The sequence below is a fragment of the Pseudomonas koreensis genome, assembly GCF_036668835.1.
GTDB lineage: Bacteria > Pseudomonadota > Gammaproteobacteria > Pseudomonadales > Pseudomonadaceae > Aquipseudomonas > Aquipseudomonas koreensis_I.
In genome coordinates this window covers 601,099-627,121 of record NZ_JAZEVW010000001.1, presented here as the reverse complement: position 1 = coordinate 627,121, position 26,023 = coordinate 601,099, and the positions used below count along the sequence as shown (strand labels likewise).

The window sequence follows — 26,023 nt, the reverse complement described above, 5'->3', positions numbered from 1 at the left end:
GTCAGGCTAGGACTGATTGACTTTCTTTAAAATTGAATAATAGTGAGTAACTTGTTCTGTTCTGGAGAAGGGTAGTGGAGTTCAGTCAACTGCGGATCTTTCAGGCCGTTGCCGAGGAGGGTTCGATCACCCGCGCCGCCGAGCGCTTGCATCGGGTGCCGTCGAACCTGTCGACGCGGCTCAAACAGCTCGAAGAGCAATTGGGCGTCGAACTGTTCGTGCGTGAGCGTCAGCGTTTGCAGTTGTCGCCCGCAGGAAAAGTCCTGCTGGACTACACCGCCAAGCTGTTCGCACTGCGCGATCAGGCCAGCGCGGCGGTAATGGGCGGGCAGCCGGCCGGGGATTTTGTGCTCGGCACGATGTACAGCACGGCGGCAATTCATCTGCCGGAATTGCTGGCGCGTTATCACCAGCAATACCCGGCGGTGAACCTGCAAGTGCAGGCGGCGCCGAGCGGCGAGCTGCTGGAAGGTTTGCTCACCGGGCGCCTCGATGCCGCACTGGTCGACGGCCCGCTGGAGCTGGCCGGGCTCGACGGCGTGCCGCTTTGCGACGAGCGTCTGGTGCTGATTACCGAACCCGGACACCCACCGGTGCGCACCGCCCTGGATGTGGCAGGGCGTGCGGTGTTCACCTTTCGTCAGGGCTGTTCGTACCGCATGCGCCTGGAAGCCTGGTTCGCCCATTACCACGCGGCGATGGGGCGTGCCATGGAGATCGAGTCGTATCAAGGCATGCTCGCCTGTGTGATTGCCGGCAGCGGCGTCGCGCTGATGGCCGAGTCGATGCTTGCCAGTCTGCCGGGGCGCGAGCGTGTTGCCGTGCATCCGCTGGCCGAGCCGTTCGTGGGTGCGACAACGTGGCTCATGTGGCGTAAAGGCATGCTTGGGGCCAATCTGAATGCCTGGATCGAAGTGCAGCAGGCTGTCTATCCCGCGCCTGTGGCGCAGACTCGCGAAACAGCCTGAACCAATGGCGGCGGACTCTGATCAATTCAGTAACAGATCATTGCGGATTTGGCTGAGCATTGCGTAGGACTTCGGACTATTATCAGTGCGAAGCGGCCTCAGAATTCCGGCCGCTCAGCACCACCCTGAAGGGGGCACAACGATGAAAGAGAAAATTCAAAACTGGCTGCACGATTTGGGTGTTGCGCTCGGCTTGATCGAACCGCCAATGCAACCTGTGCCGATTCGCACCGATGACGAGCAGCGCCGCCGCCAGCCACGTCGGCGTTAACGCCCTCAAATTTCCAGATTAAGAGAAATCGGAGTCTTCGGTCGCACCTGCCAATAATCGGCAGGCGCGGCCGGAGGCTGCGATTTTCCGCTTTTTGCAGACGTAAAAAAACGGGTGTGGCAACCGACGCCACACCCGTCGAAGAAAGCATCAAGTCGTTACATCAAGTTCAAATCGCAGGCGCCACAGCCGCCGGACGTGGCGAAAACAGGCTGACCAGCACGAAGCTCACCAGACTGACCCCGAGGCTGTAATAGATCGGCGTGTTCGCGTCCATGCCGTCTTTGACCATGAACACCAGCGCGGTGATGAAGCCCAGCGTCATGGCGCTGATTGCCCCGGCGGTGGTGGCACGCTTCCAGAAAATCGCGCCCATCAGCGGAATCAGCATGCCGCCGACCAGCAGGTTGTAAGCCAGAGTCAACGCACTGATCACGTCATTGACGACCAGAGCGATGCCCAGCACCGCCACCCCGGTCAACAAGGTGAACAGACGGCTGACGGCGACGTTCGACTGTTTGCCGCCGCGCAGTTTCGGCAGCAGGTCTTCGGTCAGCGTGGTGGACGCGGCGAGCAAACCGGCGCTGGCGGTGGACATCATCGCCGCCAGTGCAGCAGCGATCACCAGGCCTCGGATGCCGTCCGGCAGCGAGACTTTGACGATGGCGGCGAAGGCGTTGTTGACGTTGTCCAGATCCGGAATCAGCACATGCGCGGCCATGCCGATCAGCGCGCAGACCAGGCCGTAGATGATGCAGTAGATCCCGGCCGAGGTGCCGGCGTACCTGGCGACTTTCTCGCTTTTGGCAGTGAACACCCGCTGCCAGATGTCCTGACCGATAAGGATGCCGAAGAAATAGATCATGAAGTAGGTGATGATCGTGTCCCAGCCGATGCTGGTGAAGTTGAAGCTGGCCGCCGGCAATTGCGCGACCAGTTGATCCCAGCCACCGACGCGGTACAGGCAGATCGGCAGCAGCAGGAACATCAGGCCGACGGTCTGGATGCCGAACTGGACGATGTCGGTCAGGGTCAGCGACCACATGCCGCCAATCGTCGAATAGATCACCACGATACCGCCTCCCAGCAACACCGAAATCCAGAACGGCAGACCGAACAGCACTTGCAGCACGGTGCCGATCGCCAGGATCGAGGTCACGCCGATCATCAGCGCGTAAGCGAGCATGATGGTTGCGCTGGCGGTGCGGGCCATCGGGTTGTAGCGCTTCTCCAGCACCTGGGTGACGGTGAACACCTTGAGTTTCAGCAGCGGTTTGGCGAGGAACAGGTTCAGCGCGACGATCCCGCAACCCAGTGCCGCACACAGCCAGAACCCGGAGATGCCATGCACGTAACCCAGCCGCACGGTGCCGACGGTGGACGCGCCACCCAGAACGGTCGCGGCCATGGTGCCCATGTACAGCGACGGCCCCAGGTTACGCCCGGCGACCAGGTAATCCTCGTGAGTCTTGGCCTTGCGCATGCCGTAGTAGCCGAGTATCAGCATCGCGGCGGCGTAGAGGAGTACGACGAATAAATCCAAAGCCATGATGGCGAGTCTCCGATTGTCTTTTTTATGGTGAGGCTAAGGCGAATCTCTCTGTGGGAGCGAGCTTGCTCGCGAAGGCTGCGGCACATTCAATGTTCATGTGACTGACAGACCGCTTTCGCGAGCAAGCTCGCTCCCACAGGGTTTTGTGTTAGATCAGGCAGCCTGGCGCAACGGCGCTTTGGCCGGCGTCTCCATGCTTTGGCTGCGCACATCGGTCGGCCCGAACACTTCGCGCGGTTCCGGGAACAGTTTGAGCAATGTCAGGTACACCACCGACGCCAGGCCCAGGGTCACCGGCAGGCTGATGTCGATGCCGCCGGCCAGTTCGCCGAGCGGGCCGACGAACTGCCCCGGCAGGTTGACGAAGCACAGGCCGACCGCCGCGCTCGGGATCCATGCACCCAGACCGCGCCAGTTCCAGCCGTGGCTGAACCAGTAGCGCCCGCCCTGTTCGCCACGGGTGAACACTTGCAGGTCGTCCGGGCAATAAAAGCCGCGGCGCACCACCAGGCCGATGATCATGATCACCATCCAGGGCGTGGTGCAGGTGATGATCAGCACGGCGAAGGTCGACACGCTCTGCACCAGGTTGGCGGCGAAACGGCCGATAAAGATGAAGGCAATCGACAGCACGCCGATCAGCAGCGTCGCCTTGACCCGCGACAGCACACGCGGGAACACGCTGGACATGTCCAGCCCGGTGCCATACAGCGAAGTGGTGCCGGTGGACATGCCACCGATCACCGCAATCAGGCACACCGGCAGGAAGAACCAGCTCGGCGACACCGCCAGCAAGCCGCCGACATAGTTGTTCGCAGCGATGTAGTCGGGGGCCTTGATCGCCACGATGGTCGCGGTGGCGAGGCCGAACAGGAACGGAATCAACGTCGCCAGCTGCGCCGCGATCACCGCCAGCATGATCTGGCCCTTCGGCGTTGCCCGCGGGATGTAGCGCGACCAGTCGCCGAGGAACGCACCGAAGGAAATCGGATTGCTCATCGCCACCAGCGCTGCGCCAATAAACGCTGCCCAGAAACCGGCCTGACCGAGCGCGACGCTGCCGGCGTACTGGCTGTCGAAGGCTGGTGCAAAGGCAAAGATGCCGAGCAGGAACAACAGGCTCGCGGCCCACACCGCAATGCGGTTGACCCAGAGCATGAAGCGGAAGCCGTAGATGCATACGGTCAGCACCAGCAGCGCGAACAAGCCGTAGGCCAGGCCCAGGGTCAAGTCGGTTTCCGGCAGATCGAGCAGGCGTTTGGCGCCGCCGACCAGCGCGTCACCTGAACTCCACACCGACAGTGAGAAGAATGCTATCGCGGTCAGCAATGACAGGAAGGAGCCGACGATCCGCCCGTGCACGCCGAAGTGCGCACCGGAAGACACGGCGTTGTTGGTGCCGTTGAGCGGGCCGAACAGGCCCATCGGCGCGAGAATCAGCGCGCCGACCACCACACCCAGGACAATCGCCCAGACGCCGGCCTGAAACGACAGACCAAACAGCACCGGAAAACTGCCCAGCACCGCAGTGGCAAAAGTGTTGGCGCCGCCGAAGATCAAGCGAAACAGGTCGCTGGGCCGGGCGTCGCGCTCATGATCCGGGATCTGTTCGACCCCGTTGGTTTCGATGCTGCTAAGGCTTTTTTCGTTGTTGTTGTTATTCATGATCTGCTCCGATCATCAGGCGCGCTCATCGTGCGTGAGCGTCACCATTGGCTAAGGGGATGGCAGCCCTTCCGGCATTGCGGACAAATGTTCGTGACAGGCCAGCCATAGGCCTTGTTGTTCTAGGCTCGACGCGTGTTTTTTGAACACAATCGTCTCGCGCTCCTGGCTGAAGTGTTGCTCCCCTTGCATGCGCAGCTCGGTGGCCACGTCATGAATGAAAATCGCCACGTCACCCTGCAGGCTGACAAAGGCGTTGCTCGAGGTGCACGACAGCACCTCGAAGCCATCCTCGCTGCGCCAGCGGTCCCACAACGCCTGATACGCGTCGCGCGACAGCAGTGGCTGTTCGAGGGTGTAAAACACGAAACTCGCATCGGCGCTGAACGCGCCGAAGTAGGCTTCGCGGTCGTTACGGGCGAACGCGGCGACCAATTCGGCGGCCGCGTGTAGAACCTGATCACGTGCGTTCATGACCCGACCCTCAGCGATGGACCACGCCAGGCAGTACGCAGAGCATTTCGTACAGCAGGTTGGCGGCCAGCAGCGAGGTGTTGCCGGTGGTGTCATAAGCGGGCGAGACTTCTACCAGATCGCAACCGATCAGGTCGAGACCCTGGCAACCGCGGACGATTTCAATCGCCTGAATGGTGGTCAGACCGCCGATTTCCGGGGTGCCGGTGCCGGGCGCCCAGGCCGGGTCGATGCCGTCGATATCGAAGCTCAAATACACCGGACCGCCGCCGACTTTCTCGCGCACTTCCGCCATCAGCGGTGCCAGCGACTTGTGCCAGCACTCTTCAGCCTGGACCACGCGGAAACCCTGATCGCGGCTCCAGTTGAAGTCATCAGCGGTGTAACCCTGTGCACGCAAACCGATCTGCACCACGCGGTCGCAGTCCAGCAGGCCTTCTTCGACGGCGCGGCGGAAGGTGGTGCCGTGGGCGATTTTCTCGCCGAACATGTGATCGTTCACATCGGCGTGGGCATCGATATGCACCAGGCCGACCTTGCCGTGCTTTTTATGAATCGCACGCAGGATCGGCAGGGTGATGGTGTGGTCGCCGCCCAGGGTCATTGGGATGACGTTATGCTCGAGGATGTTGTCGTAGGCTTCTTCGATGATGCGCACGGCGTCGAGCAGGTTGAAGGTGTTGATCGCCACGTCACCGATATCGGCAACCGACAGCGAGTCGAACGGCGCGGCGCCGGTGGCCATGTTGTACGGGCGGATCATCACCGATTCGGTGCGGATGTCGCGCGGCCCGAAGCGAGTGCCGGGGCGCAGCGAAGTGCCGATGTCCAGGGGCACGCCAACGAAGGCAGCGTCCAGACCGGCAGCGGTCGGTACATGGGGGAGTCGGAGCATGGTGGCGATGCCGCCGAAGCGCGGCATTTCGTTGCCGCCCAGTGGTTGGTGAAGAATCTTGTCCACGGGTAGGGCCTCATCGTCTTTGTTTTATTTATGTCGGCGCGCCGATGAATACGGGTTCGGACGCCGCTGTGGAGGCGATGATGCGAAATGTAGTGGTGGGGAAGAATCGCTACGGGCAAAAACTTAGTTCAGATTTTTCTAAACTAATGGAGGCGGTGGGATTAGACTTTGGCGGGTTCAGGATTGTGATCGGCTGGGGGATTGCCGGCCCTCACCCCAGCCCTCTCCCACAGGAGAGGGAGCCGACCGCGGTGCGCTCAAGATGTGCATCGACCTGAAATACCGAGCCGAACTCAGGATCTGAAAGCCATGGAGATCAGCTCCCTCTCCCTCCGGGAGAGGGCTGGGGTGAGGGGAATTCAACAGGCGACACATTTCTTACGCCCGGAGTACCAATGGCTAACGCTTTACCTGACCTGAAACTGTTGCGCATCTTCGTCAGCGTCGTGCGTCATCAGGGTTTCGCCAATGCGCAGCAGGAACTCAACCTGTCGACCTCGGCGATCAGCACCTACATGAGCCAGCTCGAAGCGGCGCTCGGCCTGGTGCTGTGTCATCGCGGGCGGGGCGGGTTCAGCCTGACCAGCAAGGGCGAGCTGTTCCATCAGGAAACCCTGCGCCTGCTCGGTGAACTCGAGGGCTTCGAGCAATACGCCGCCGCGCTCAAAGGCGAACTGCGCGGCACCCTCAATCTCGGGGTGATCGACTCCACCGTCAGCGACAAGGCCTTGCCCTTCGCTGAAGCCATCGGCGCCTACAGCCAGGAGCACCCGGCGGTGCATTTGCATTTGTCAGTGATGAGTCCGTATGAACTGCAGCTCGGCGTGCAGGACAACCGTCTCGATCTGGCCATCGGCGCGTTTTCCACGCGCATGAGCGGGCTGGTCTACATGCCGCTGTACCGCGAGCAGCACTGGCTGTATTGCAGCAGTCGCCATCCGCTGTTCAACGAGCGGCGCATTCCCGAGCAGGTCATCACCCAGCAGCGCATGGTCGGGCGTGGTTACTGGAGCCAGGCCGAACTGGCGCGGCACGGTTTCAAACACAGCGCCGCGACCGTGGAAAGTATGGAAGCGCAGCTGATTCTGGTGCTCTCCGGTGCTTACATCGGTTACTTGCCGGAACATTACGCCCAAGCCTGGGCCGACAAGGGCGACTTGCGCGTTTTGCTGCCGGCCACCTTCGGTTATCAGGCGCCGTTTTCGATGATCATGCGCCGTGGCCGCAGTCGCGAGCCGCTGATCCAGACCTTTCGCGATTTGCTCAAAGCCCAGTTGAATCAGGCGTAACCCGTCATGTCCCGAGCACAATGCCCACGCTGCCTGCGCCCTCAAACCCACTGCCTGTGTCCGCTGATCCCCAGCCTCGACAGTCGCACCCGAGTGTTGCTGTTGCAGCATCCGAGCGAGGTCAACCATGCGCTGAATACCGCGCGGCTGGCGGCGCTCGGTCTGAGCAATGCCGAGTTGATCGTCGGCGAATTGTTCGAGGATTTGCCGACACTGTTGAACCGGCCGGGCTATCAGGCGCGGCTGTTGTTTCCGGCTGATGATGCGCAGCCGCTGCAGGCTTACGCGCCGACTGACGAACCGTTGTTGCTCGTCGTGCCAGATGGTACCTGGCGCAAGGCGCGCAAGATGTTGCACCTCAATCCGTTGCTGGCAGCATTGCCACGGGTGACTTTGGCTGAGGGCGGGGTGTCGCGTTATCGCTTGCGCAAGGCACCGGGGCCGGGAGCGTTGTCGACTATCGAGGCAATTGTGCAGGCGCTTCAAACGCTTGAAGCGCCGGCGACATTCGAGCCGTTGCTCAAGCCATTCGAAGCATTGATCGAAGGGCAGATTGCGGCGATGGGGGAGGAGACCTTCCAGCGTAATCATGGCGACAGATGATCATTGTCAGTGCCGTCCTCTTCGCGAGCAGGCTCGCTCCCACCTTGGAACGCATTCCACCTGTGGGAGCGAACCTGCTCGCGAAGGCGGCGGAACAATCACCGCAGATTCAAATATGACTAGCGCTCGCGCATCGCCTCGGTCCGGGCTTTCAGCACTGGCTTGAGCAGGTAATCCAGCACGCTTTTTTCGCCGGTAATGATGTCCACCGTCGCCACCATTCCCGGAATGATCAGCAGCGGTTTCGCATCACCGCCGAGATGGTTTTTGTCAGTGCGCACCTGGATCAGGTAAAAGCTGTTGCCCTTGTCGTCGGTAATGGTATCGGCGCCGATCAACTCGAGTTTGGCGCTCAGCCCGCCGTAAATCGTGTAGTCGTAGGCACTGAACTTGACCATGGCTTTCTGGCCCGGATGCAGGAACGCGACATCCTGCGGGCGCACTTTGGCCTCGATCAGCAGGTTGTCTTCCAGCGGCACGATTTCGACCATGTCGCTGCCCGGCTGGACCACGCCGCCGATGGTGTTGACCTTCATCTGCTTGATCACCCCGCGCACCGGCGAAGTTACTGTGGTGCGGGTGACGCGGTCGTCGATGGCGATGCTGGTGGCGGTGATTTTCGACAGGTCGGTGCGTTTTTCGTTGAGCTCTTTGGCGGCCTCGGAGCGGAAGGTCTGCTCCGATTCGTCGATCTTGCTGCGGATCTCGGCGATCGCCGATTCGGCGCGGGGGATCGCCAGCGTGGTGGCGTTCAGCGAACCACGGATTTCCACCGCGCTGCGCCTTAGCCGGAGGATTTCCACCGGTGACACGGCCCCGGTTTTCACCAGCGGTTCGGACATGTTCATCTCTTGCTGCAGCAATGCCAGGCTGGAGCTGAACTGACCCTGCTTGGAACGAAACTCTGCCAGCTCCTGGGTTTTCTGCCGTAGCTGTTCGCTCAAGGTGCGCTGCTCGCTGGCGAGGCGGCGCTGGCGCTGTTCGTACAACGAGCGCTCGTCTTCAGCGACTTGCGGCGCCTTCGCAATCACCTCGGCGGAGAGCTTGAACGGCCGGCCCTCGGCCTCGGCGGACAGGCGTTCGACTTGCGCGGTCAGCGCATAGCGGTCGGCCTCGCTTTCGCCCTTGTTCGAACGAAAACGCGTGTCATCCAGCCGCAGCAGGGTATCGCCCTTGCCGACCATCTGACCTTCGCGAACGAAGATCTCGGTGACGATGCCGCCTTCGAGGTTCTGGATCACCTGGACCTTGCTCGACGGAATCGCCTTGCCTTCGCCCATGGTGACCTCTTCGAGCACGGCAAACTTCGCCCAGACCACCGCGCTGATCAGCAGCGCCGCCGCCAGCCACACGGTAATCCGCGATGTGCGCGGCGAATCCTGCAACGAGGCGCCGGCGGTTTCCGGCATGAATTCGGCCTCGGCGCTCTTGCCGAAACTGTCGAAGTAGCCGCGATCCTTGCTATCGGTGGAAGCAGACATGGGCAACTCCTAGACCGCCGCCGAGCCGACACGGCCCTTGCGCAGTGCATCGATGACCGCTTCTTTCGGCCCGTCAGCGACGACCCGGCCGTTGTCCAGCACCAGCAAGCGATCAACCAGGCTTAACATCGAGGTACGGTGGGTGACCAGCAACAGAGTTTTGCCCTGTACCCATTGGTGCAGTTTCAGCCGCAGCTGGTCTTCACTGCTGTTGTCCATGGCGCTGGTGGGTTCGTCGAGCAGCATGATCGGCGGGTCGAGCAACAACGAGCGCGCCAGCAGCACCGCCTGGCGCTGGCCGCCGGAGAGCAATTGCCCGCGTTCGCCGACCGGCCGGTCGAAGCCTTGCGGGTGCTGGCGGGCCAGTTCGGTGACGCCGGTCAGCTCAGCGACTTCAAGCATGCGCGCGTCGCTGATGTAGCGTGCGCCGAGGGTGAGGTTGTCGCGCAAGCTGCCGGCCAGCAGCGGCAGGTCGTGGGCGACGTAGCCGATCTGTTGGCGCAGGTCGGCCACATCGAGCTGGCGCAGGTCGAGGCCGTCAAGCAGCAGTTGGCCTTCTTCGGGTTCGTAGAAGCCCATGACCAGCCGCGCCAGGGTGCTTTTGCCCGAACCGCTGCGGCCGATGATGCCGACCCGTTCGCCGGGCTTGAGGCTGAAACTGACGTTGCTCAGCGCCGGCGCGTTCTGGCCGTTGTAGTGGAAAGTCACGCCGCTGACGTCCAGCGCGCCTTGCAGTTGCGTGCGCTCCAGCGGCCGCTGCTTGCCGTCGCGTTCCTGCGGCAGGGCCATCAGCGCATCGGTGCTTTTCATGGTCAGTTGCGCTTGCTGATAGCGGGTGATCAGCCCGGCGATCTGCCCCAGCGGCGCGAGTACCCGGCTGCCGAGCATGTAGGTTGCGACCAGCGCACCGACGCTGAGGTTGCCGGCAATGATGCTGTAGACCCCGGCAACAATTGTCGCCATCCCGGAAAACTGCTGAATGAACAAGGTGCCGTTGGTCGCCAGCGCCGAGAGGTTGCGCGCGTGGCTGTCGAGGCGGGTGAGGGCACCGTGGGTGCTTTCCCATTTGTGCTGGCGCTCGCTTTCGGCGCTGCAGGCCTTGAGGGTTTCCAGACCGCCGAGGGTTTCGATCAGCAGGGCCTGGCGTTCGGCGCCGAGGCTCAGGCTCTTTTGCACGGTGTCGCGCAGTTTGACCTGAATAATCATGGCGAAGATGATCGTGATCGGGAACGCCAGCAGCGGGATCACCACCAGCCAGCCGCCGAGCAGGCCGATCACCGCCAGCATCAACACCACGAACGGCAGGTCGATCAGACTGGTCAACGTCACGGCGGTGAGAAATTCGCGCAGCCCCTGAAAATCATGAATGCTCTGCGCGAACCCGCCGATGGTCGCCGGCCGCGCTTTCATCGACATGCCAGTAATGCGTTCGAACAAGGTTGCGGAGAGAATCACGTCGGTTTTCTTCCCGGCGGTGTCGAGCAAATGCGCGCGCACCACGCGCAACACCAGCTCGAACCCGGTGCCGATCAGCAGGCCGATCGACAGCACCCATAAGGTCGAGGTGGCCTGGTTCGGCACCACGCGGTCGTAGGTCTGCATGACGAACAGTGGCACCATCAGGCCCAGCAGGTTGATCAGGAAACTGGCGAGAATCGCGTCGCTGTACAGCCATTTCGACAGCTTCAAGGTGTCGCGAAACCACGCCTGCACCCGTGGCACCAGCGGCGCCCGCAAGTCTTCGAGTTCGTGGCGCGGCCGGGCGAACAAGGCCTGGCCGCTGTAATGTTCGGCGAGCTCTTCGCGGCTGACCCATTGCTCGCCGCCGTCGGCTTCACTGGGCAGGAGCAAGGCTTTGCCGTCGTCGCCGAAGCGCCGTAGCACCGCCGTGCGGCCGTCGTTGAGCAGCAGCAGGATCGGCAGGTTGAGCGGCGAGATGTCTTTCAGGTCACGGCGCAGCAGCCGCGCCTGCAACCCGGCGCGGGCAGCAGCGCGGGGCAGCAGATCCAGGCTCAGGCGTTGTTTGTTCAGCGGCAGCCCGGCGCTCAGGCTGGCGCGGCTGACTGTTGCACCGTGCAGTTTGCAGAGGATCAGCAGACCGTCGAGTAACGGATCATCGAAGCTCAAACGCGGATCGATGCCGGCGGCGCCGGTTTCCATGCGGGTCATATTGATTGCCTCTGTTGAACGGTGATGCGAGGTGAACGACGTCTTCAGATCGTCGGATCGTTCCCACGCTCCTGCGTGGGAATGCAGCCCCGTGACGCTCCGCGTCACTGGACGCGGAGCGTCCCTAGAGGCATTCCCACGCAGGAGCGTGGGAACGATCAGTGTCCACGGCGCCTGTGGGGGTTACTTCAACTCAGGCAAGCGCGCCTGGTTTTTCACCTCGGTCGCGGCAATCGCGTCGGCCGGCAGCACCACTCGTTGCTTGCTCAGCAACTGGCCCATGTTCGCCAACACGCGGTACATCGAGTATTCCTCGGTGTAACGAATTTCGGTGTAGCGACGGTTGGCGTTGTACAGCTCGTTTTCGCTGTCGAGCAGGTCGAGCAGGGTGCGTTGGCCGAGGCCGAACTGGTCCTGGTAGGCGGCACGTACGCGTTTGGTGGTTTCGGCGTATTCGCGCGCGGTCGGGGTTTGTTTTTTGGCGTTTTGCATGGCGTTCCAGGCCAGACGAATATTTTCGTTGAGCTGACGCAGGGCGTTGTTGCGGATGTCCATGGCCTGGTTGATGTCATGCGCATTTGCCGCCAGGCGTGCCTTGTCGCTGCCGCCACGGAACAGGTTGTAGTTCATCACCACGCCGACGCGCCATTCGTTGTCGTGACCTTCGTCGCCCTGCACGTTGTTATTCGCGCCCACCGCGGCTTCGGCGTCGAAGCGTGGGTAGAACGGCGACTTCGCTACTTCGTATTGGCTTTCGGCAGACTGCACATCAGCCTGGGCCGATTTCAGATACGGGTTGTTGTCGACCATGCTTTGCTGGGCTTCGCGCAATTCGGTCGGCAGTTCGCCGCGGGTCGAGGCCGGCGTTTCCAGCTCATCGGGCATGCGCCCGACCACGCTGTAGAAGTTCGATTCGGCGTCAGCCAGATCGACTTCGGCGGTATCCAGGTTGTTCTGCGCTAGCGCTTTACGCGCTACCGATTGATCGGAGTCCGCCGTGCTGCCGACGCCACGCTCGGTGCGCAGGCCGATCTGGTCATTGACGCGCAAGTGCGCCTGCAGATTGTTTTTTGCCAACGTCACCAGTTCGCGACGCTTGAGCACCTCGAGATAGACCTCAATGGTGCGCAGGGCCAGATCCTGCGCGGTGCCTTGCGCGTAATAGGCGCGCGAGTTCGACACGCCTTTGGTGCGCTCGACCTCGTTGGCGGTGTTGAAGCCGTCAAAGATCATTTGCCGCAGGCGCAGTTCGGACTGGGTGTAATTGAGGATTTCGGTGTTGTGGTTGCCGAAGGCCCGGGTGTTGGTGTTGTCGCTGTAGCCGCGACCGTAGGCGGCATTCAGATCGACGGACGGATAGAAACCGCCCTTGGCGACTTTGACTTGTTCATCCGCCGACAGACGCGCATCCACGCGCGAAGCCAGTTCCGGGTGAGTGGCAATCGTGCTTTGAATGGCTTCAGTCAGATTCATGGCGTGGGCTTGAGAAGTGCAAGCCATGGCCAGCAGAACCGCGCTGCAGAGGGGGGTTAGAACGCGCATGGGTGCATCTCCCTGAGTCTCGATGTTGTGTTACCGTCGCCAAATATTTGACGAAAATTAACGGTGTTAGCGTTTCACTCTTGTAACATCAGAGCTAAGAACATCCTGAAGCGTAGCTAAGAAAAAATTTTCATAAGGCTTATGCCAAAAAAAACTTATGCGGTTTGTAAAAAGCAGCACATTGTTCAGCTCGAAAGCCTTTGTTTTATGCGCTTTAGGGAGCGCAGAAAGGCTTGAGGAAAGTTCCATTCACTTTGCTTTCGACGGCGAAGTACTGCTGAAGGGGAGGGACGCGTAACGGTCAGTGAGCGACAGATTTTTGTCACTCGAGTGATTCACCGCCGTTACGTAGCGCTAGTGGGTGTGTCACCTTGAACAGGGGGCTGAAGTGCTTGAATGCGCTGAAGTTTTTCCGGCAAGGAACCCGCGAAACGAACTGTCGAGGGTGCGAGCGTCGCCCCCGTCAACCCGATTGAGCCATGGGCTGCTTCGCGAACCAGTGCCGACGGTGGTCGGCAGCGGAGGATTTCACATGGCAACGCTCATCGGTACGGTCACAAAAGTTATTGGTCAGGTGTTCGCCCAAGCGGGCGACGGCATCAAACGGCCGCTGTTCGAAGGCGATCGTTTGTATGCTGGCGATCAATTGATCACCGGCGCGGAAGGCGCGGTGGCGGTGAAACTGCAAAACGGCGAGGAATTGACCCTCGGCCGCGGCAGCAGCATCACCATGACCGGGCAACTGCTGGCCGATCAGGCGGTGCCGGTGAACGTCGACGAAGCGCAGACCCCGAGCCAGGCGCAGCTGACCGACGTCGAGCAAATCCAGAAAGCCATCGCCGCCGGTGACGACCCCAGCCAAAGCGCTGAGGCCACCGCTGCCGGGCCGAACGCCCCCAGCGGCAATACCGGTGAACTGGGCGGCGGCCACAGTTTTGTGCTGCTGAGCGAAGTCGGCGGCCGGGTCGACCCGATCATCGGTTTCCCCACCGCCGGTTTCAACGGCATCCCTGAATTTCCCGAGTATCGCCGCGACGCGGACAACGACAACGACAATGGCGATGACGCGCCCGCGCCGATCATTGCGCCACCGTCCCCGGTGAACAACCCGGTGACGCTGACCGGCCTGGCCGTGCAGGGCGGCGAACTGTCGGTCAACGAAGCCAATCTGCCCAATGGCTCGGCGAGCAACAACGGCGCGCTGACCCAGAGCGGCACATTCAGCATTTCCGCCCCCGATGGTCTGACCAGCCTGAGCATTGGCGGCATCAACATCATCGTTGGCGGGGTAGCGGTCGGCTTCCCGCAGTCGATCACTTCGCAACTGGGCAACACCCTGACCATCACCGGTTACAACCCGGCGACCGGCGTGGTCAGCTACAGCTACACCCTCACCGGCAACGAAACCCATTCGGCCGGTGACGGCGCGAATTCGATCAGCGAACAGTTCACCGTGATCGCCGGCGACAGCAATGGCGACACGGCCACTGGCACCCTCGACGTCAACATCACCGACGACGTGCCTAGGGCGTTCGACGATAACAACGGCACCGCGTCGGAAACCCAACTGACCCTGACCGGCAACGTGCTGACCAACGACGTACAAGGCGCCGACCGCGTACCGACCGGCCCAGTCACGCCCGGCACTTTCACCGGTACTTACGGCACCTTGGTGCTCAATGCCGACGGCACTTATACCTACACCCTCAACCCCAACGATACGGACTTCAAAAACCTGCACGGCGGCGGAAACGGCACCGAAACCTTTGCCTACACCCTCACCGATGCCGACGGCGATACCAGCACCGCCAACCTGGTTTTGCAGATCCACAACAACGACGACCCGGTGATCATCAACGGCCTCGATGTGAACGGCGGCGAGCTGACCGTCAACGAAAGCAACCTCAGCGACGGCAGCGCCCCGAATGCCAACGCGCTGACCCAAAGCGGCACCTTCACCATCACCGCGCTCGACGGCGTCACTACGCTCACCGTCGGTGGTATCGCCGTGGTCACCAATGGCGTGGCCGCAGGCTTTCCGCAGTCGATCACCACGCCGCTGGGCAGCACGCTGACCATTACCGGTTTCAACGCCACGACCGGCGTGGTCAGTTACAGCTACACCCTGGTCGACAACGAAGCACACCCGAACGCCAACGGCACCAACAATCTGCCTGAGCAGTTCGCCGTCACCGTGGTCGATGACAACGGCACCACCGCCACCGGCACCCTCGACGTCAACATCACCGACGACGTGCCCAAGGCGTTCGACGACAACAACGGCACGGCCTCGGAAACCCAGTTGACGCTGACCGGCAACGTGCTGACCAACGACGTACAAGGCGCCGACCGCGTACCGACCGGCCCGGTTACGCCCGGCACCTTCACCGGTACTTACGGCACCTTGGTGCTCAATGCCGACGGCACTTATACCTACACCCTCAACCCCAACGATACGGACTTCAAAAACCTGCACGGTGGCGGCAATGGCACAGAAACCTTTGCCTACACCCTCACCGATGCCGACGGCGATACCAGCACCGCCAACCTGGTTTTGCAGATCCACAACAACGACGATCCGGTGATCATCAGCGGCCTCGACGTCAACGGTGGCGAGCTGACCGTCAACGAAAGCAACCTCAGCGACGGCAGCGCCCCGAATGCCAACCCGCTGACCCAAAGCGGCACCTTCACCATCACCGCACTCGACGGCGTCACCACCCTGACCGTCGGCGGCATCGCCGTGGTCACCAATGGCGTGGCCGCAGGCTTTCCGCAGTCGATCACCACGCCGCTGGGCAGCACGCTGACCATTACCGGTTTCAACGCCACGACCGGCGTGGTCAGTTACAGCTACACCCTGGTCGACAACGAAGCACACCCGAACGCCAACGGCACCAACAATCTGCCAGAGCAGTTCGCCGTCACCGTGGTCGATGACAACGGCACCACCGCCACCGGCACCCTCGACGTCAACATCACCGACGACGTGCCCAAGGCGTTCGACGACAACAACGGCACGGCCTCGGAAACCCAGTTGACGCTGACCGGCAACGTGCTGACCAACGACGTACAAGGCGCCGACCGCGTACCGACCGGCCCAGTCACGCCCGGCACTTTCACCGGTACTTACGGCACCTTGGTGCTCAATGCCGACGGCACTTATACCTACACCCTCAACCCCAACGATACGGACTTCAAAAACCTGCACGGTGGCGGCAATGGCACCGAAACCTTTGCCTACACCCTCACCGATGCCGACGGCGATACCAGCACCGCCAACCTGGTTTTGCAGATCCACAACAACGACGATCCGGTGATCATCAGCGGCCTCGACGTCAACGGTGGCGAACTCACCGTCTACGAGAAAAACCTCAGCGACGGCACCAGCCCCGACACACCGGCCCTGACCCAGAGCGGCACTTTCACCGTCACCGCGCTGGATGGCCTGCAAACCCTGACCGTGGGCGGCATCAACGTGGTGACCGGTGGCGTCGCCGCAGGCTTTCCACAATCGATCGTCACGCCGCTCGGCAGCACGTTAACCATCACCGGTTACAACCCGGCCACCGGCGTGGTCAGCTATAGCTACACCCTGGTCGATAACGAAGCGCACCCGAACGCCAACGGCGCGAACAGCATCACCGAGAACTTTAATGTTGTGGCCACGGACACCGACGGCAGCACGGCCAGCGGCCAGATCAACGTCAACATCGTCGACGACTTGCCGAGCGCGTATGCCGACGCTGCGTCAGTGAAGGAGGGCGGCACGGTCAGCGGCAATGTGCTGGATAACGACGTCGGCGGCGCGGATGGCCCGGCTGTCACGGGTGCGGTCGTCGGCGTGCGCGCCGGTGCCGACACGTCCACTTCGGCCATTGGCGGCCTCAATTCGCAAATCAACGGCACCTACGGTTACCTGACCCTGGACGCCAACGGCAACGCGGTTTATCACAGCAACCCCAATACCGTGAATGGCCCGGGCGCGGTGGATGTATTCACTTACACCGTGCGTGATGCCGACGGCGATGAAAGCACCACCACCATCACCATCGATGTCTATAACAGCTGCCTGAAAGCGGTCAGCGACAGCGATGTCACTGTCTATGAAAAAGCCCTCGATCTGAACAAGGATGGCCAGGATCTGGCGGCGGGCAGTGTGGTCGGCAGCGAGCCGGGCAACAGCGGCGAAACCGCGTCCGGCACGCTGGTCGGCTCGGTCACCGGCGCGGTCGGCGCGATCAGCTATGCGCTGGTCGGCAGCGCCAGCGGCAACTACGGGCAGATTCAGCTCAACCCCAACGGCACCTACACCTACACGCTGACTTCGCCGGCGACCACCACGCCGCAGGCCGACGACGGTGCCAACACCCTGACGGAAACCTTCACTTATCAGGCCACTGATTCACTGGGCAACATCGTCACCAGTACGATTGTAATCAGCGTAGTCGACGACGTGCCCAAAGCACTGAATGACAGCAACGCCAACTCCGCTTCGGAAAACCAGCTGAGCCTCACCGGCAATGTGCTGACCAACGACGTGCAAGGCGCCGACGTGGTGGCAACCGGACCGAATGCCGGACCGATCACCCCTGGCACCTTCACCGGTACTTACGGCACGCTGGTGCTCAATGCCAACGGTACCTACACCTACACGCTCAACACCAACGATGCGGACTTCAAAAACCTCGGCGGCGGTGGCAACGGCAGTGAGACTTTCACCTATACCCTGACCGATGCCGACGGCGACACCAGCACCGCGAATCTGGTGCTGAACATCCATAACAATGACGATCCCGTGCAGCTCAACGGGCTTGACGTCTATGGCGGCGAACTCACCGTCTACGAGAAAAACCTCAGCGACGGCAGCAGCCCAAACACACCGGCCCTGACCCAGAACGGGACCTTTACGGTTACCGCCCTTGATGGTCTGCAAACCCTGACCGTCGGTGGCATCGCCGTGGTGACCAACGGTGTCGCCGCCGGCTTCCCGCAATCGGTGGTTTCGCCACTGGGCAGCACCTTCACCGTCACCGGTTACAACCCGGCCACCGGTGTTGTGAGTTACAGCTACACCCTGGTCGATAACGAAACGCATCCGAACGCCAACGGCGCCAACAGCCTCACCGAGAACTTCGCCGTTGTCGCGACTGACACCGACGGCAGCAGCGCGAGCGGCCAGATCAACGTCAACATCGTCGACGATCTGCCGGCGGCCAACCCGGATGCGGCTTCGGTCGCGGAAGGCGACACCGTCAGCGGCAACGTCTTCAGTAACGATGTGGGCGGCGCTGACGGCCCGGCGATCACCGGCGCAGTGATTGGCGTGCGGGCCGGCGCCGATACTTCCTCTTCTGCCATCGGCGGTTTGAATTCGCAGATCAACGGCACCTACGGCTACCTGACGCTCGACGCCAACGGCAACGCCATCTATCACAGCAATCCCAACGTGGTGAACGGCCCGGGCGCAGTGGACGTATTCACCTACACTGTGCGCGATGCCGACGGCGACGAAAGCACCACCACCATCACCATCGACGTGCACGACAGCTGCCTGATCGCCGTCAGCGATTCCGACGTGACGGTCTATGAAAAAGCCCTCGATCTGACCAAGGATGGCCAGGACCTCGCACCCGCTACGGTCACCGGTAGCGATCCCGCCAACAGCGGCGAAACCGCGACGGGCACGCTGGTGGGGGCAGTTTCCGGCGGAACAGGCGCGATCACGTATACCCTGGTCGGCAGTGCCACCGGCAGCTACGGGCAGCTGCAGCTCAACGCCGACGGCACCTACACCTACACGCTGACCTCGGCGCCGAAAACCTCGCCGAACGCCAACGACGGGCCGACCACCCTGAGCGAAAGCTTCACCTACAAAGCTACCGATGCGCTGGGCAACAGCACTACCAGCACATTGGTGGTGAACATCGTCGACGACGTGCCGAAAGCCGTGGCCTCGGATCGCTCGGTGGCGGCAGTGGAAATCGACTCCAACATCCTCATCGTCCTCGATATTTCCGGGAGCATGGCCGACGCCTCCGGCGTCCCCGGTCTGTCGCGCCTGGACCTGGCCAAGCAGGCTATCAGCGCCTTGCTCGAAAAATACGACGACCTCGGCGATGTGAAAGTGCAGCTCGTCACCTTCAGCAGCGGCGCCACTGATCGCACCTCGGTGTGGGTCGATGTCGCCACAGCAAAAACCCTGCTCGCCGGGCTCAACGCGGGCGGCGGCACCAACTACGATGCAGCGGTGGCGGTGATGCAGAGCGCCTTCAACACCTCGGGCAAACTCACCGGTGCGCAGAACGTCGGTTACTTCTTCTCCGATGGCAAACCCAACGAGGGCGACATCGGTACAGCCGACGAAACGGCGCTGAAAAACTTCCTCGACGCCAACAACATCAAGAACTATGCGATCGGCCTGGGCAGCGGCGTGAGCAACGCCAACCTCGATCCATTGGCTTATGACGGTATCAGCCACACCAACACCAATGCGGTGGTGGTTACCGACCTCAATCAGCTCAACTCGGTATTGTCCGGCACGGTGCAGGGCGCACCTGTCACCGGCTCGCTGCTCGGCGAGGGCGGTTCGTTCGGCGCCGATGGCGGCTTTATCAAGTCCATCGTTATCGATGGCACCACCTACACCTACGATCCGAAAGCCCTCAGCGGACAAGGCTCGTTGACCGCGAGCGGCGGCGCCAATCACGGCACCTTCAACACCACCAACAACACCTTGAGCATCGCCACCAACAACAGCGGCACGTTGCTGATCAACCTCGACACCGGCGAGTACACCTACACCTCGCAGAAAACCACCGCCGTGGTCATTACCGAGAACATCGGCTTCACCGTCAGCGACAACGACGGCGACCTCGCCAGTTCGACGCTGACCGTCAAAGTGATTCCCAACGCGCCACCGGTGGCGATGGACGATCACGTCATCACCAATGTGCTGTCGGGCAACATCGTGGTGCCGGGCGAACTGTTGCTGGCCAATGACACCGACCCCAACGGCGACACCCTCAACGCCACCCCGACCAGTTTCAACACCGGCTGGATTTCAAAAGCGGCGGACTTCACCGGCACGGGCGCGATCACCTTCAACAACCAGATCAACAACACCGCCAACCAGAACCTCGCCAACGTGCGCAACGCCTTCAATGCCAACGCCGCGACCATGACCGCCATGCTGGTGGTCACGGGGTATCTCGGCACGGTGAGCAACAGCAACGCCAACGACGAGGACCGCATCACCGTCAACCTGCGCCAGGGCGAAACCCTCAACCTGGATCACAACCTCGACCCCGGCCGGATCAGCATGGAGTACTCGCTCAATGGCGGCGCGTGGATAGCCTTGGCGGACGGGCAAACCCTCACCGCGTCGGCCGATGGCGTCTACCAGATTCACATCACCAACATCGCCAACGCCACGGGTAACGGCAACCCGAACGGGGCGGAAAACTATCAGCTGACCATGACGTTGAACTACGCCGGGGCCCACGACGTTACCGCGGATTATCATGGCACCTACGCCGCCAACGACAACCACGGCGGCAGCGACACGGCCAACGTCAGCATCAGTTATCAGGACGGCCACATTCTCACCGGCACCGCCGGCGATGATGTACTGGTGGCCGGCAACGGCGACAACATCATCAATGCCGGTGACGGCAACGATGTGCTCACCGCAGGCTCAGGCAACAACGAACTGCACGGCGGCGCCGGTAACGACTTGCTCTACAGCGGCGCGGGCAATGACCTGCTCGACGGCGGCCCCGGCAGCGACACCGCCAGCTACGCCCACGCCACCGCCGGCGTCACCGTCAACCTCGGCCTGCTCGGCGCGCAGAACACCCTGGGCGCCGGCAGCGACACCCTGACCGGCATCGAAAACCTGCTTGGCTCGAACTTCAACGACAACCTCACCGGCGACAACAACAGCAACGTGATCAACGGCGGCCTCGGCAACGACACCCTCAACGGTGGCGGTGGCGACGACCTGCTGATCGGCGGCCTGGGCAACAACACCCTGACTGGCGGGGCAGGGGCCGATACCTTCCAGTGGCTCAAGGGCAACAGCGGCCACGACCTGATCACCGACTTCACCCCCGGCACCGACAAGCTCGACCTGTCGCAACTGCTGCAAGGCGAAAACGGCAGCACCGCCTCGCTGGACGACTACCTGCACTTCACCGTCAGCGGCAGCGGCGCGTCGGTGATGACCAGCATCGACGTCAGCGCCATGGCCGGCGCCACGCCGAACCAGACGATTGATCTGGCCGGCGTCAACCTTGCCAGTCACTACGGCGTGACACCGGGCGCGGGCGGCATGGTGGCTGGCGGGCATGACACGGCGACGATCATCAGCGGGATGTTGAATGATCATTCGTTGAAAGTGGATACGGTGTAAGCGCAGTCTGAAACGAAAAAAACCGCCGTCCCGGTTATCGTGACGGCGGTTTTTTCCTGCCTGAGGGTGCTGCATTGCTGACACGTCAGTCTTCGCGAGCAGGCCAGAACTGGCACCGATTCAACAGCTGCCGATTGATCGTTCCCACGCTCTGCATGGGAATGCAGCCCGGGACGCTCCGCGTCCCTTCCGAAGCCGAACGCGAAGCGTCCGTTGAGGCATTCCTTTGCTGCGCGTGGCAACGATCATCGCTGGCGCTACTGCGGCAACTCCAGATTATCCAGCACCCGATTCATCGCCAGCTCGCCGAGCATGATCAGTTGCGCGATCCCCAGCAGCGTTCTGCGTTGCGACGCCGGTATGAGGTTGGCGAAATCATTGGCGATGGTTCTGGCCGAGGCGAGAGTTTCGCAGGCGTTGGCCAGCAGTTCCTCGTTTTTGAAATCGGCGGTCACGGCGTACATCGTGTGTTTTTTACGCGGCGGTGGCGGGGAGCCGGGCGGGCAGAGGTAGTGATCAAGGGCGCGGTCGGCGGCGTCGTGGAGTTTGGTGGAGTCGAGAGATTCGTAGGGGGAGGTGGGGTCGGTTTCAGGTGGGTTTGGCGTTGGTTTGGTCATGGTGAAGCTCCTTGAGATGTGGAGCCGTCAACCTTCGCTGCTAAACGAAGAGGGTGGCGGCTGTACGCGGGTTAGCAGACCAGGCTCAAGGATCCCGGCGCACCGAAGTGCCCCACGCAAAGCCGCCATAACGTAATGGCGGGACCGCGTGCCTTGAAATTGCCGAGCTGCTAAACCCGATCACTGAAGATTCAGCGACCGCACCACAATAGAACCCGACCCCAAAGCGCACAAGCCGGCGGATTCTGGCTTGGCTGTAGGCAATGGCGCAAGGGTTTGTAGCCTGGAAGGCGTGTCTGGAGGTGTCTTTTAAACGCCTTCGTTTAATTCGAAAAGTGGCGCCGAATCTGATGGCCTCTTCGCGAGCAGGCTCGCTCCCACATGGAAGCGCGGTCAACCAATGTGGGAGCGAGCCTGCCCGCGAAGAGGCCAGGAGCTGGCCGCGTTAGCCAGCGCTAGCGAAATCTCAATTGACCGGTCTGAGGCACCAAGACCAATTACCGATGTTCAAGTCGTTGCGGCAGAGATATCCGCCGCCTCGCCAGACGTAGTAAGCCCCTTGGGTATACCCACACGCAGCGTTGTCGCACATCCACATTATCCAGCCAGAAGATAGCGGCCAGTAATAGTCATTGCCATAGACCGGGTACATGGCATTAAAGAAACGGGTCAACGGAACCGAACCATAAACGCTGTTCATCCAGTTTACTGCCTGGTAATGGTTCATAGCATATCCAGACACGTACAGCTGATACACATTCCGGACATCAACGTTGTAGGAAAATGAGCTGAACCTGTCTTGCACGGTGATGAAGGTATTGCCGTTACGCAAACCGGTGACTTTTCCGTCGCCGTTAACGGAGGCCACGTTCGGGTTACTGCTTCTGTAAGTGATCGGAGGGACGCCGGTAGACGGGACAGCAGCACGGATTTGCGTGTTGCCTGCAAAGTCCGCACTGTGGGCCCATGCATAGACTCTCGCTCCATGCAGGGCCATGGCGCTGTTGTTGACTTGCAGCGCTTTGCGCAACGTGAACGAGCGTGAAGGCGAGAGCAGTCCGCCGCCATAGAGTGCTCGAATCTGCACGACTGTCAGTGCATCGACAACGAGCCCCTTCAATAGCGTTGAAAATTTCCCGTCCTTGTCTGTGGTCAACGTCTCCACCGACTTGCCATCCACCAGCACTTCAACCTGCTGCTCTATGCTCGCAGTGCCCTCGACCGTGACATTCGGATCAACCGTCTGGTCGCTATGCGGGATTTCCCGGTTCTGCGAGTCCTTGATGAGGGTAATGACCGGCTGCAGCTCAACCAGAGATTCGATCTGATATATCTGGTGGGGAAATTCCACCGGTTTGCCACGCAACCCCAGACGCACAGAAAATATCAATGTTGCCGTAGTGCCGTTTTTGAGATTTCTCAATACTTCCAGCGTCCGCGTCGACAGCTCCCGTATCAACCCGGCGCTGGTCACGCTCGCCTCCGCGTTGACGATGACGTGACGAACAGGGTTGTCGTTGGCGTCGACGCCGATCAGCACCAGCGTCATGCTCTGTGTGGGCCGTTGTCCATGCCAATGGTTGACCACCAGTTTGTCTGTGCTGGTCAGTTTTTTTACGTCCAGTATTCCTTTGTCAAAGCCAATGATCCGTGGCCTCGGAAACCTGGGGTCCTGATCTGCGATCAACTTGAAGGAAATCGGCGTTTCCGCAGATGAACCGATTTTCTTGCCGTCCAGATTCAGGTTGAATTTGAATCCCACGGTTTCGCCGTGAAGCGCGGTTATCAGCTGTCTGTTCAGCAGAAAGGTGGCTTGTTTGGCCGAATCCAGCTCTACCAGCGGGAAACGATCAAAGCCGATGGGCAGGGGGGTGCACACCAGACGGACTTTTTCCGTCTTGGCATCGAGATATTCCACCCGCATGCTCGGCAGTGCCGCCAGAGGATCGACAGGATTAGTGAAAGGCGATACGAGCATGGGAGGCGTGAGAACAAGCTCCTTGGGATCGCCGATCTTCAACTGCGCGACATCAGAAACGACTTCCTTTTCGCCGGGATTGGTAATGGTGGCCTGCACCGCCAGATTCGCGCTGGCGTAGGGCTTGATGGATTCGCTCCCGACCTCGAAAACGATGGGTATTGTTGGATCGGTTACAATTTGCCCCCAGGTAATCCGAACCAATTTGCCGTTGATGTCTGTGGTCTGCCAGTGCAGCTTGACTTCTGCGCCTTGTTTCAAGGGCCAGAAACTCGCGACTTTTACAAAGGCTTTGGCAGTATCGACCGCCAGTTCACCTTCCACCAGTGGGGTGACCTCCGGTGCTCCCAATGACAGGGATTTGCCTGCAACGGTTACGTCAGCAGGCTTGGAGAGTTGGGGTTTACCTGCTCTGGTGAGAATATAGGTTGCTCGTAGACTTCCACCTATTACATTTTGGATGCGGAAATTTTCCACCGGAAAGTTCAGTGTCTTGCTGGCAGTGGTAAGCGTTTGGAAATAAGTATGAGTGACTCGCACACTGTCTTTGGTGAACCCTTCAAGCGTCAGGGCAATCAGGTCGTTCACCGCAAAAGAGCCTGTGAGCAAAATGTTCGCCGGGCCGCCGACAAGCTGGTCATGGTGCAGTACATTATCGCCATCGGACTGCTCGAAAATCGGAGCAGCCAGCAGAATAACGCCCGGTTTGAACGGCAGCATGAGCGCATCCGACCAGCCACTGGCGTTCTCAACAACGTCATAAACGCACCAGCGCACCACCAGACTGTTGGTTTTTGGCAAGGTGGCGAGTAGCTCAGGCGTCAGCTCGAAAACGATGTCGGCCGAATCGTCGGTCACAACGATCTCCAGCCGCAGCGAACCAAACGCAAGCACAACCCGGTCGCCAATCTGCTGATTGAAGTAATGCTCAACCGTGCAATACATGCCCTCATCGATGACGGTCTGATCGACGATGCTTTCAGTTGCGATCGGCAGCTTGAGGCCCTGATTGAAAGGCTTGCCACCGTCAATATCCGCCTCGCCCGGTGCGGGGTGTTTGAACCAGAGCTGTGCGTGTGGCGATGGAAGCGATGTGTTTCCGCTCTTTCGCGTGACTTCGGTCCAGAAGTCCAGCCTTTGGTCAGTCAGAGGCGCAAATTTTTCCTCGAGAGTCTCCGCTGGAATATAAAACGTTACAGGCTTGGGCGTCTCTCCGTCGGCCTCGAAATCGTCCTCTGTCAGTTTGAAAGACACCACAGGCAGAGGCGCAGGAACGTCGGGCGTGTCGAGGAATACTTCGATGAGGTCACCGATGGCTTGGTTGAGATACTCCGGGAGATAGCACCACAATCCCTCAGTATCGCTATAGACCATGGCGATGTTGATGCCCAAGCTGCCGTCTTCCTGTTCCTTGTATCCGAGTGGGTTCGGCGGATAGACGGCCAGCACTCCGATGCCGGAATGGGGAGCGGGGGGAAATATTACGTACTGGGCGTCGCTCATGAATGCTTACCTTCCGCAGTGGGCGCTGTCAGCGCCGATACAGAAGAATTAACCATGCTGCGGTGAAGTGCGCACCTGTCAACTCTGACAGGTGCGGGCCGGTTTCAGATGGGCGGTAGAGAGGCAGGTCTGGGATCATTCACGTTTTGCGCAACGTCTTCTGCCGCAGAATATAAACCGTCACCAGCACCGCACTGGTCAACATGAACCCGCGTGCCCACACCAGCGGCACCAGATAACACGAAAACAGAATGCTCACCCACATCAGCCCGATCGCGTAGACCTTGGCCTTGAGCGGAATGCCGTTGCCGTCGAGATAATCGCGGATCCATGGCCCGAGCCGTGGGTGATCGACCAGCCATTGATAGAAACGCGGAGAGCTGCGCGCAAAGCAGGCCGCGGCGAGCAGGAGGAAAGGGGTGGTGGGCAGGACCGGCAGGAAAATGCCGATCACCCCCAATGCCACGCTGAGCCAGCCGACGGCCAGCAGGATGTAGCGCAACATCGGGGAGCGGTTGCCTATGGGATTTTCCATAG

At 60.9% G+C, this 26,023-nt stretch carries 15 protein-coding genes; 5 read left to right on the top strand and 10 right to left on the bottom strand.

Annotated elements, in window-relative coordinates; all coding sequences use genetic code 11:
* Window positions 1-74 precede the first annotated feature (74 nt).
* The gene (ptrR, locus tag V6F91_RS02710) at window positions 75-968 is read left to right on the top strand and encodes a putrescine utilization regulator PtrR (protein WP_332762130.1); all 894 of its coding nucleotides are present in this window, start codon (window positions 75-77) and stop codon (window positions 966-968) included.
* A gap of 142 nt (window positions 969-1,110) precedes the next feature.
* On the top strand, window positions 1,111-1,239 hold the full coding sequence (locus V6F91_RS02705) for a PA1414 family protein (RefSeq protein ID WP_003198971.1): 129 nt from the start codon (window positions 1,111-1,113) through the stop codon (window positions 1,237-1,239).
* A gap of 169 nt (window positions 1,240-1,408) precedes the next feature.
* On the opposite strand, the gene V6F91_RS02700 is transcribed toward V6F91_RS02705, so the two are convergent.
* The 4 genes from V6F91_RS02700 to speB form a co-directional block, all read right to left on the bottom strand.
* Complete coding sequence (locus tag V6F91_RS02700; protein ID WP_332762122.1) at window positions 1,409-2,788, bottom strand: sodium:solute symporter; 1,380 nt, start codon at window positions 2,786-2,788, stop codon at window positions 1,409-1,411.
* Window positions 2,789-2,944: 156 nt separating this feature from the next.
* Window positions 2,945-4,456: a cytosine permease gene (locus tag V6F91_RS02695; RefSeq protein ID WP_332762120.1), complete on the bottom strand. Its 1,512-nt coding sequence runs from the start codon at window positions 4,454-4,456 to the stop codon at window positions 2,945-2,947.
* A 51-nt stretch (window positions 4,457-4,507) separates the two neighbouring features.
* Window positions 4,508-4,930 (bottom strand): YybH family protein, encoded by a 423-nt coding sequence (locus V6F91_RS02690; protein WP_332762119.1) that lies wholly within the window; start codon window positions 4,928-4,930, stop codon window positions 4,508-4,510.
* 10 nt (window positions 4,931-4,940) lie between these two features.
* Window positions 4,941-5,891 (bottom strand): agmatinase, encoded by a 951-nt coding sequence (gene speB, locus V6F91_RS02685; protein WP_003222717.1) that lies wholly within the window; start codon window positions 5,889-5,891, stop codon window positions 4,941-4,943.
* Window positions 5,892-6,286: 395 nt separating this feature from the next.
* On the opposite strand from speB, the gene V6F91_RS02680 reads away from it, so the two are divergent.
* A complete protein-coding gene (locus V6F91_RS02680; RefSeq protein ID WP_090282283.1) occupies window positions 6,287-7,180 on the top strand; it encodes a LysR family transcriptional regulator in 894 nt (297 codons plus the stop codon).
* 6 nt (window positions 7,181-7,186) lie between these two features.
* On the top strand, window positions 7,187-7,783 hold the full coding sequence (locus tag V6F91_RS02675; RefSeq protein WP_332762117.1) for a tRNA-uridine aminocarboxypropyltransferase: 597 nt from the start codon (window positions 7,187-7,189) through the stop codon (window positions 7,781-7,783).
* Between the two features lie 119 nt (window positions 7,784-7,902).
* Here the strand turns inward: V6F91_RS02675 and V6F91_RS02670 are convergent, their stop codons facing one another.
* The 3 genes from V6F91_RS02670 to V6F91_RS02660 all read right to left on the bottom strand — a co-directional run bounded on the left by V6F91_RS02670 (window position 7,903) and on the right by V6F91_RS02660 (window position 12,975).
* A complete protein-coding gene (locus V6F91_RS02670) occupies window positions 7,903-9,264 on the bottom strand; it encodes an HlyD family type I secretion periplasmic adaptor subunit (protein WP_332762115.1) in 1,362 nt (453 codons plus the stop codon).
* A 9-nt stretch (window positions 9,265-9,273) separates the two neighbouring features.
* Entirely contained in the window at window positions 9,274-11,433 is a 2,160-nt protein-coding gene (locus V6F91_RS02665) for a type I secretion system permease/ATPase (protein WP_332762113.1), read from the bottom strand.
* A gap of 183 nt (window positions 11,434-11,616) precedes the next feature.
* Entirely contained in the window at window positions 11,617-12,975 is a 1,359-nt protein-coding gene (locus tag V6F91_RS02660) for a TolC family outer membrane protein (protein ID WP_332762112.1), read from the bottom strand.
* A gap of 532 nt (window positions 12,976-13,507) precedes the next feature.
* Between V6F91_RS02660 and V6F91_RS02655 the strand changes: the two genes are divergently transcribed.
* Window positions 13,508-21,388, top strand: a complete 7,881-nt coding sequence (locus tag V6F91_RS02655) for a retention module-containing protein (protein WP_332762111.1) — start codon at window positions 13,508-13,510, stop codon at window positions 21,386-21,388.
* A 257-nt stretch (window positions 21,389-21,645) separates the two neighbouring features.
* Here V6F91_RS02655 and V6F91_RS02650 read toward each other — a convergent pair whose 3' ends face one another.
* The 3 genes from V6F91_RS02650 to V6F91_RS02640 all read right to left on the bottom strand — a co-directional run bounded on the left by V6F91_RS02650 (window position 21,646) and on the right by V6F91_RS02640 (window position 26,021).
* Entirely contained in the window at window positions 21,646-22,005 is a 360-nt protein-coding gene (locus tag V6F91_RS02650) for a DUF6124 family protein (protein WP_332762109.1), read from the bottom strand.
* A gap of 466 nt (window positions 22,006-22,471) precedes the next feature.
* Window positions 22,472-25,486, bottom strand: coding sequence for an Ig-like domain-containing protein (locus V6F91_RS02645; RefSeq protein WP_332762108.1), 3,015 nt, complete (start codon window positions 25,484-25,486; stop codon window positions 22,472-22,474).
* Window positions 25,487-25,625: 139 nt separating this feature from the next.
* Complete coding sequence (locus tag V6F91_RS02640) at window positions 25,626-26,021, bottom strand: YbaN family protein (RefSeq protein WP_332762107.1); 396 nt, start codon at window positions 26,019-26,021, stop codon at window positions 25,626-25,628.
* Between the last annotated feature and the right edge of the window lie 2 nt (window positions 26,022-26,023).

What these genes read in the sequence shown, in the direction of transcription:
- V6F91_RS02705 (WP_003198971.1), top strand. Translation starts at nt 1,111, where the DNA reads ATGAAAGAGAAAATTCAAAACTGGCTGCACGATTTGGGTGTTGCGCTC.
- V6F91_RS02700 (WP_332762122.1), bottom strand. Translation starts at nt 2,788, where the DNA reads ATGGCTTTGGATTTATTCGTCGTACTCCTCTACGCCGCCGCGATGCTG.
- V6F91_RS02695 (WP_332762120.1), bottom strand. Translation starts at nt 4,456, where the DNA reads ATGAATAACAACAACAACGAAAAAAGCCTTAGCAGCATCGAAACCAAC.
- V6F91_RS02690 (WP_332762119.1), bottom strand. Translation starts at nt 4,930, where the DNA reads ATGAACGCACGTGATCAGGTTCTACACGCGGCCGCCGAATTGGTCGCC.
- V6F91_RS02680 (WP_090282283.1), top strand. Translation starts at nt 6,287, where the DNA reads ATGGCTAACGCTTTACCTGACCTGAAACTGTTGCGCATCTTCGTCAGC.
- V6F91_RS02675 (WP_332762117.1), top strand. Translation starts at nt 7,187, where the DNA reads ATGTCCCGAGCACAATGCCCACGCTGCCTGCGCCCTCAAACCCACTGC.
- V6F91_RS02670 (WP_332762115.1), bottom strand. Translation starts at nt 9,264, where the DNA reads ATGTCTGCTTCCACCGATAGCAAGGATCGCGGCTACTTCGACAGTTTC.
- V6F91_RS02665 (WP_332762113.1), bottom strand. Translation starts at nt 11,433, where the DNA reads ATGACCCGCATGGAAACCGGCGCCGCCGGCATCGATCCGCGTTTGAGC.
- V6F91_RS02660 (WP_332762112.1), bottom strand. Translation starts at nt 12,975, where the DNA reads ATGCGCGTTCTAACCCCCCTCTGCAGCGCGGTTCTGCTGGCCATGGCT.
- V6F91_RS02655 (WP_332762111.1), top strand. Translation starts at nt 13,508, where the DNA reads ATGGCAACGCTCATCGGTACGGTCACAAAAGTTATTGGTCAGGTGTTC.
- V6F91_RS02650 (WP_332762109.1), bottom strand. Translation starts at nt 22,005, where the DNA reads ATGACCAAACCAACGCCAAACCCACCTGAAACCGACCCCACCTCCCCC.
- V6F91_RS02645 (WP_332762108.1), bottom strand. Translation starts at nt 25,486, where the DNA reads ATGAGCGACGCCCAGTACGTAATATTTCCCCCCGCTCCCCATTCCGGC.
- V6F91_RS02640 (WP_332762107.1), bottom strand. Translation starts at nt 26,021, where the DNA reads ATGGAAAATCCCATAGGCAACCGCTCCCCGATGTTGCGCTACATCCTG.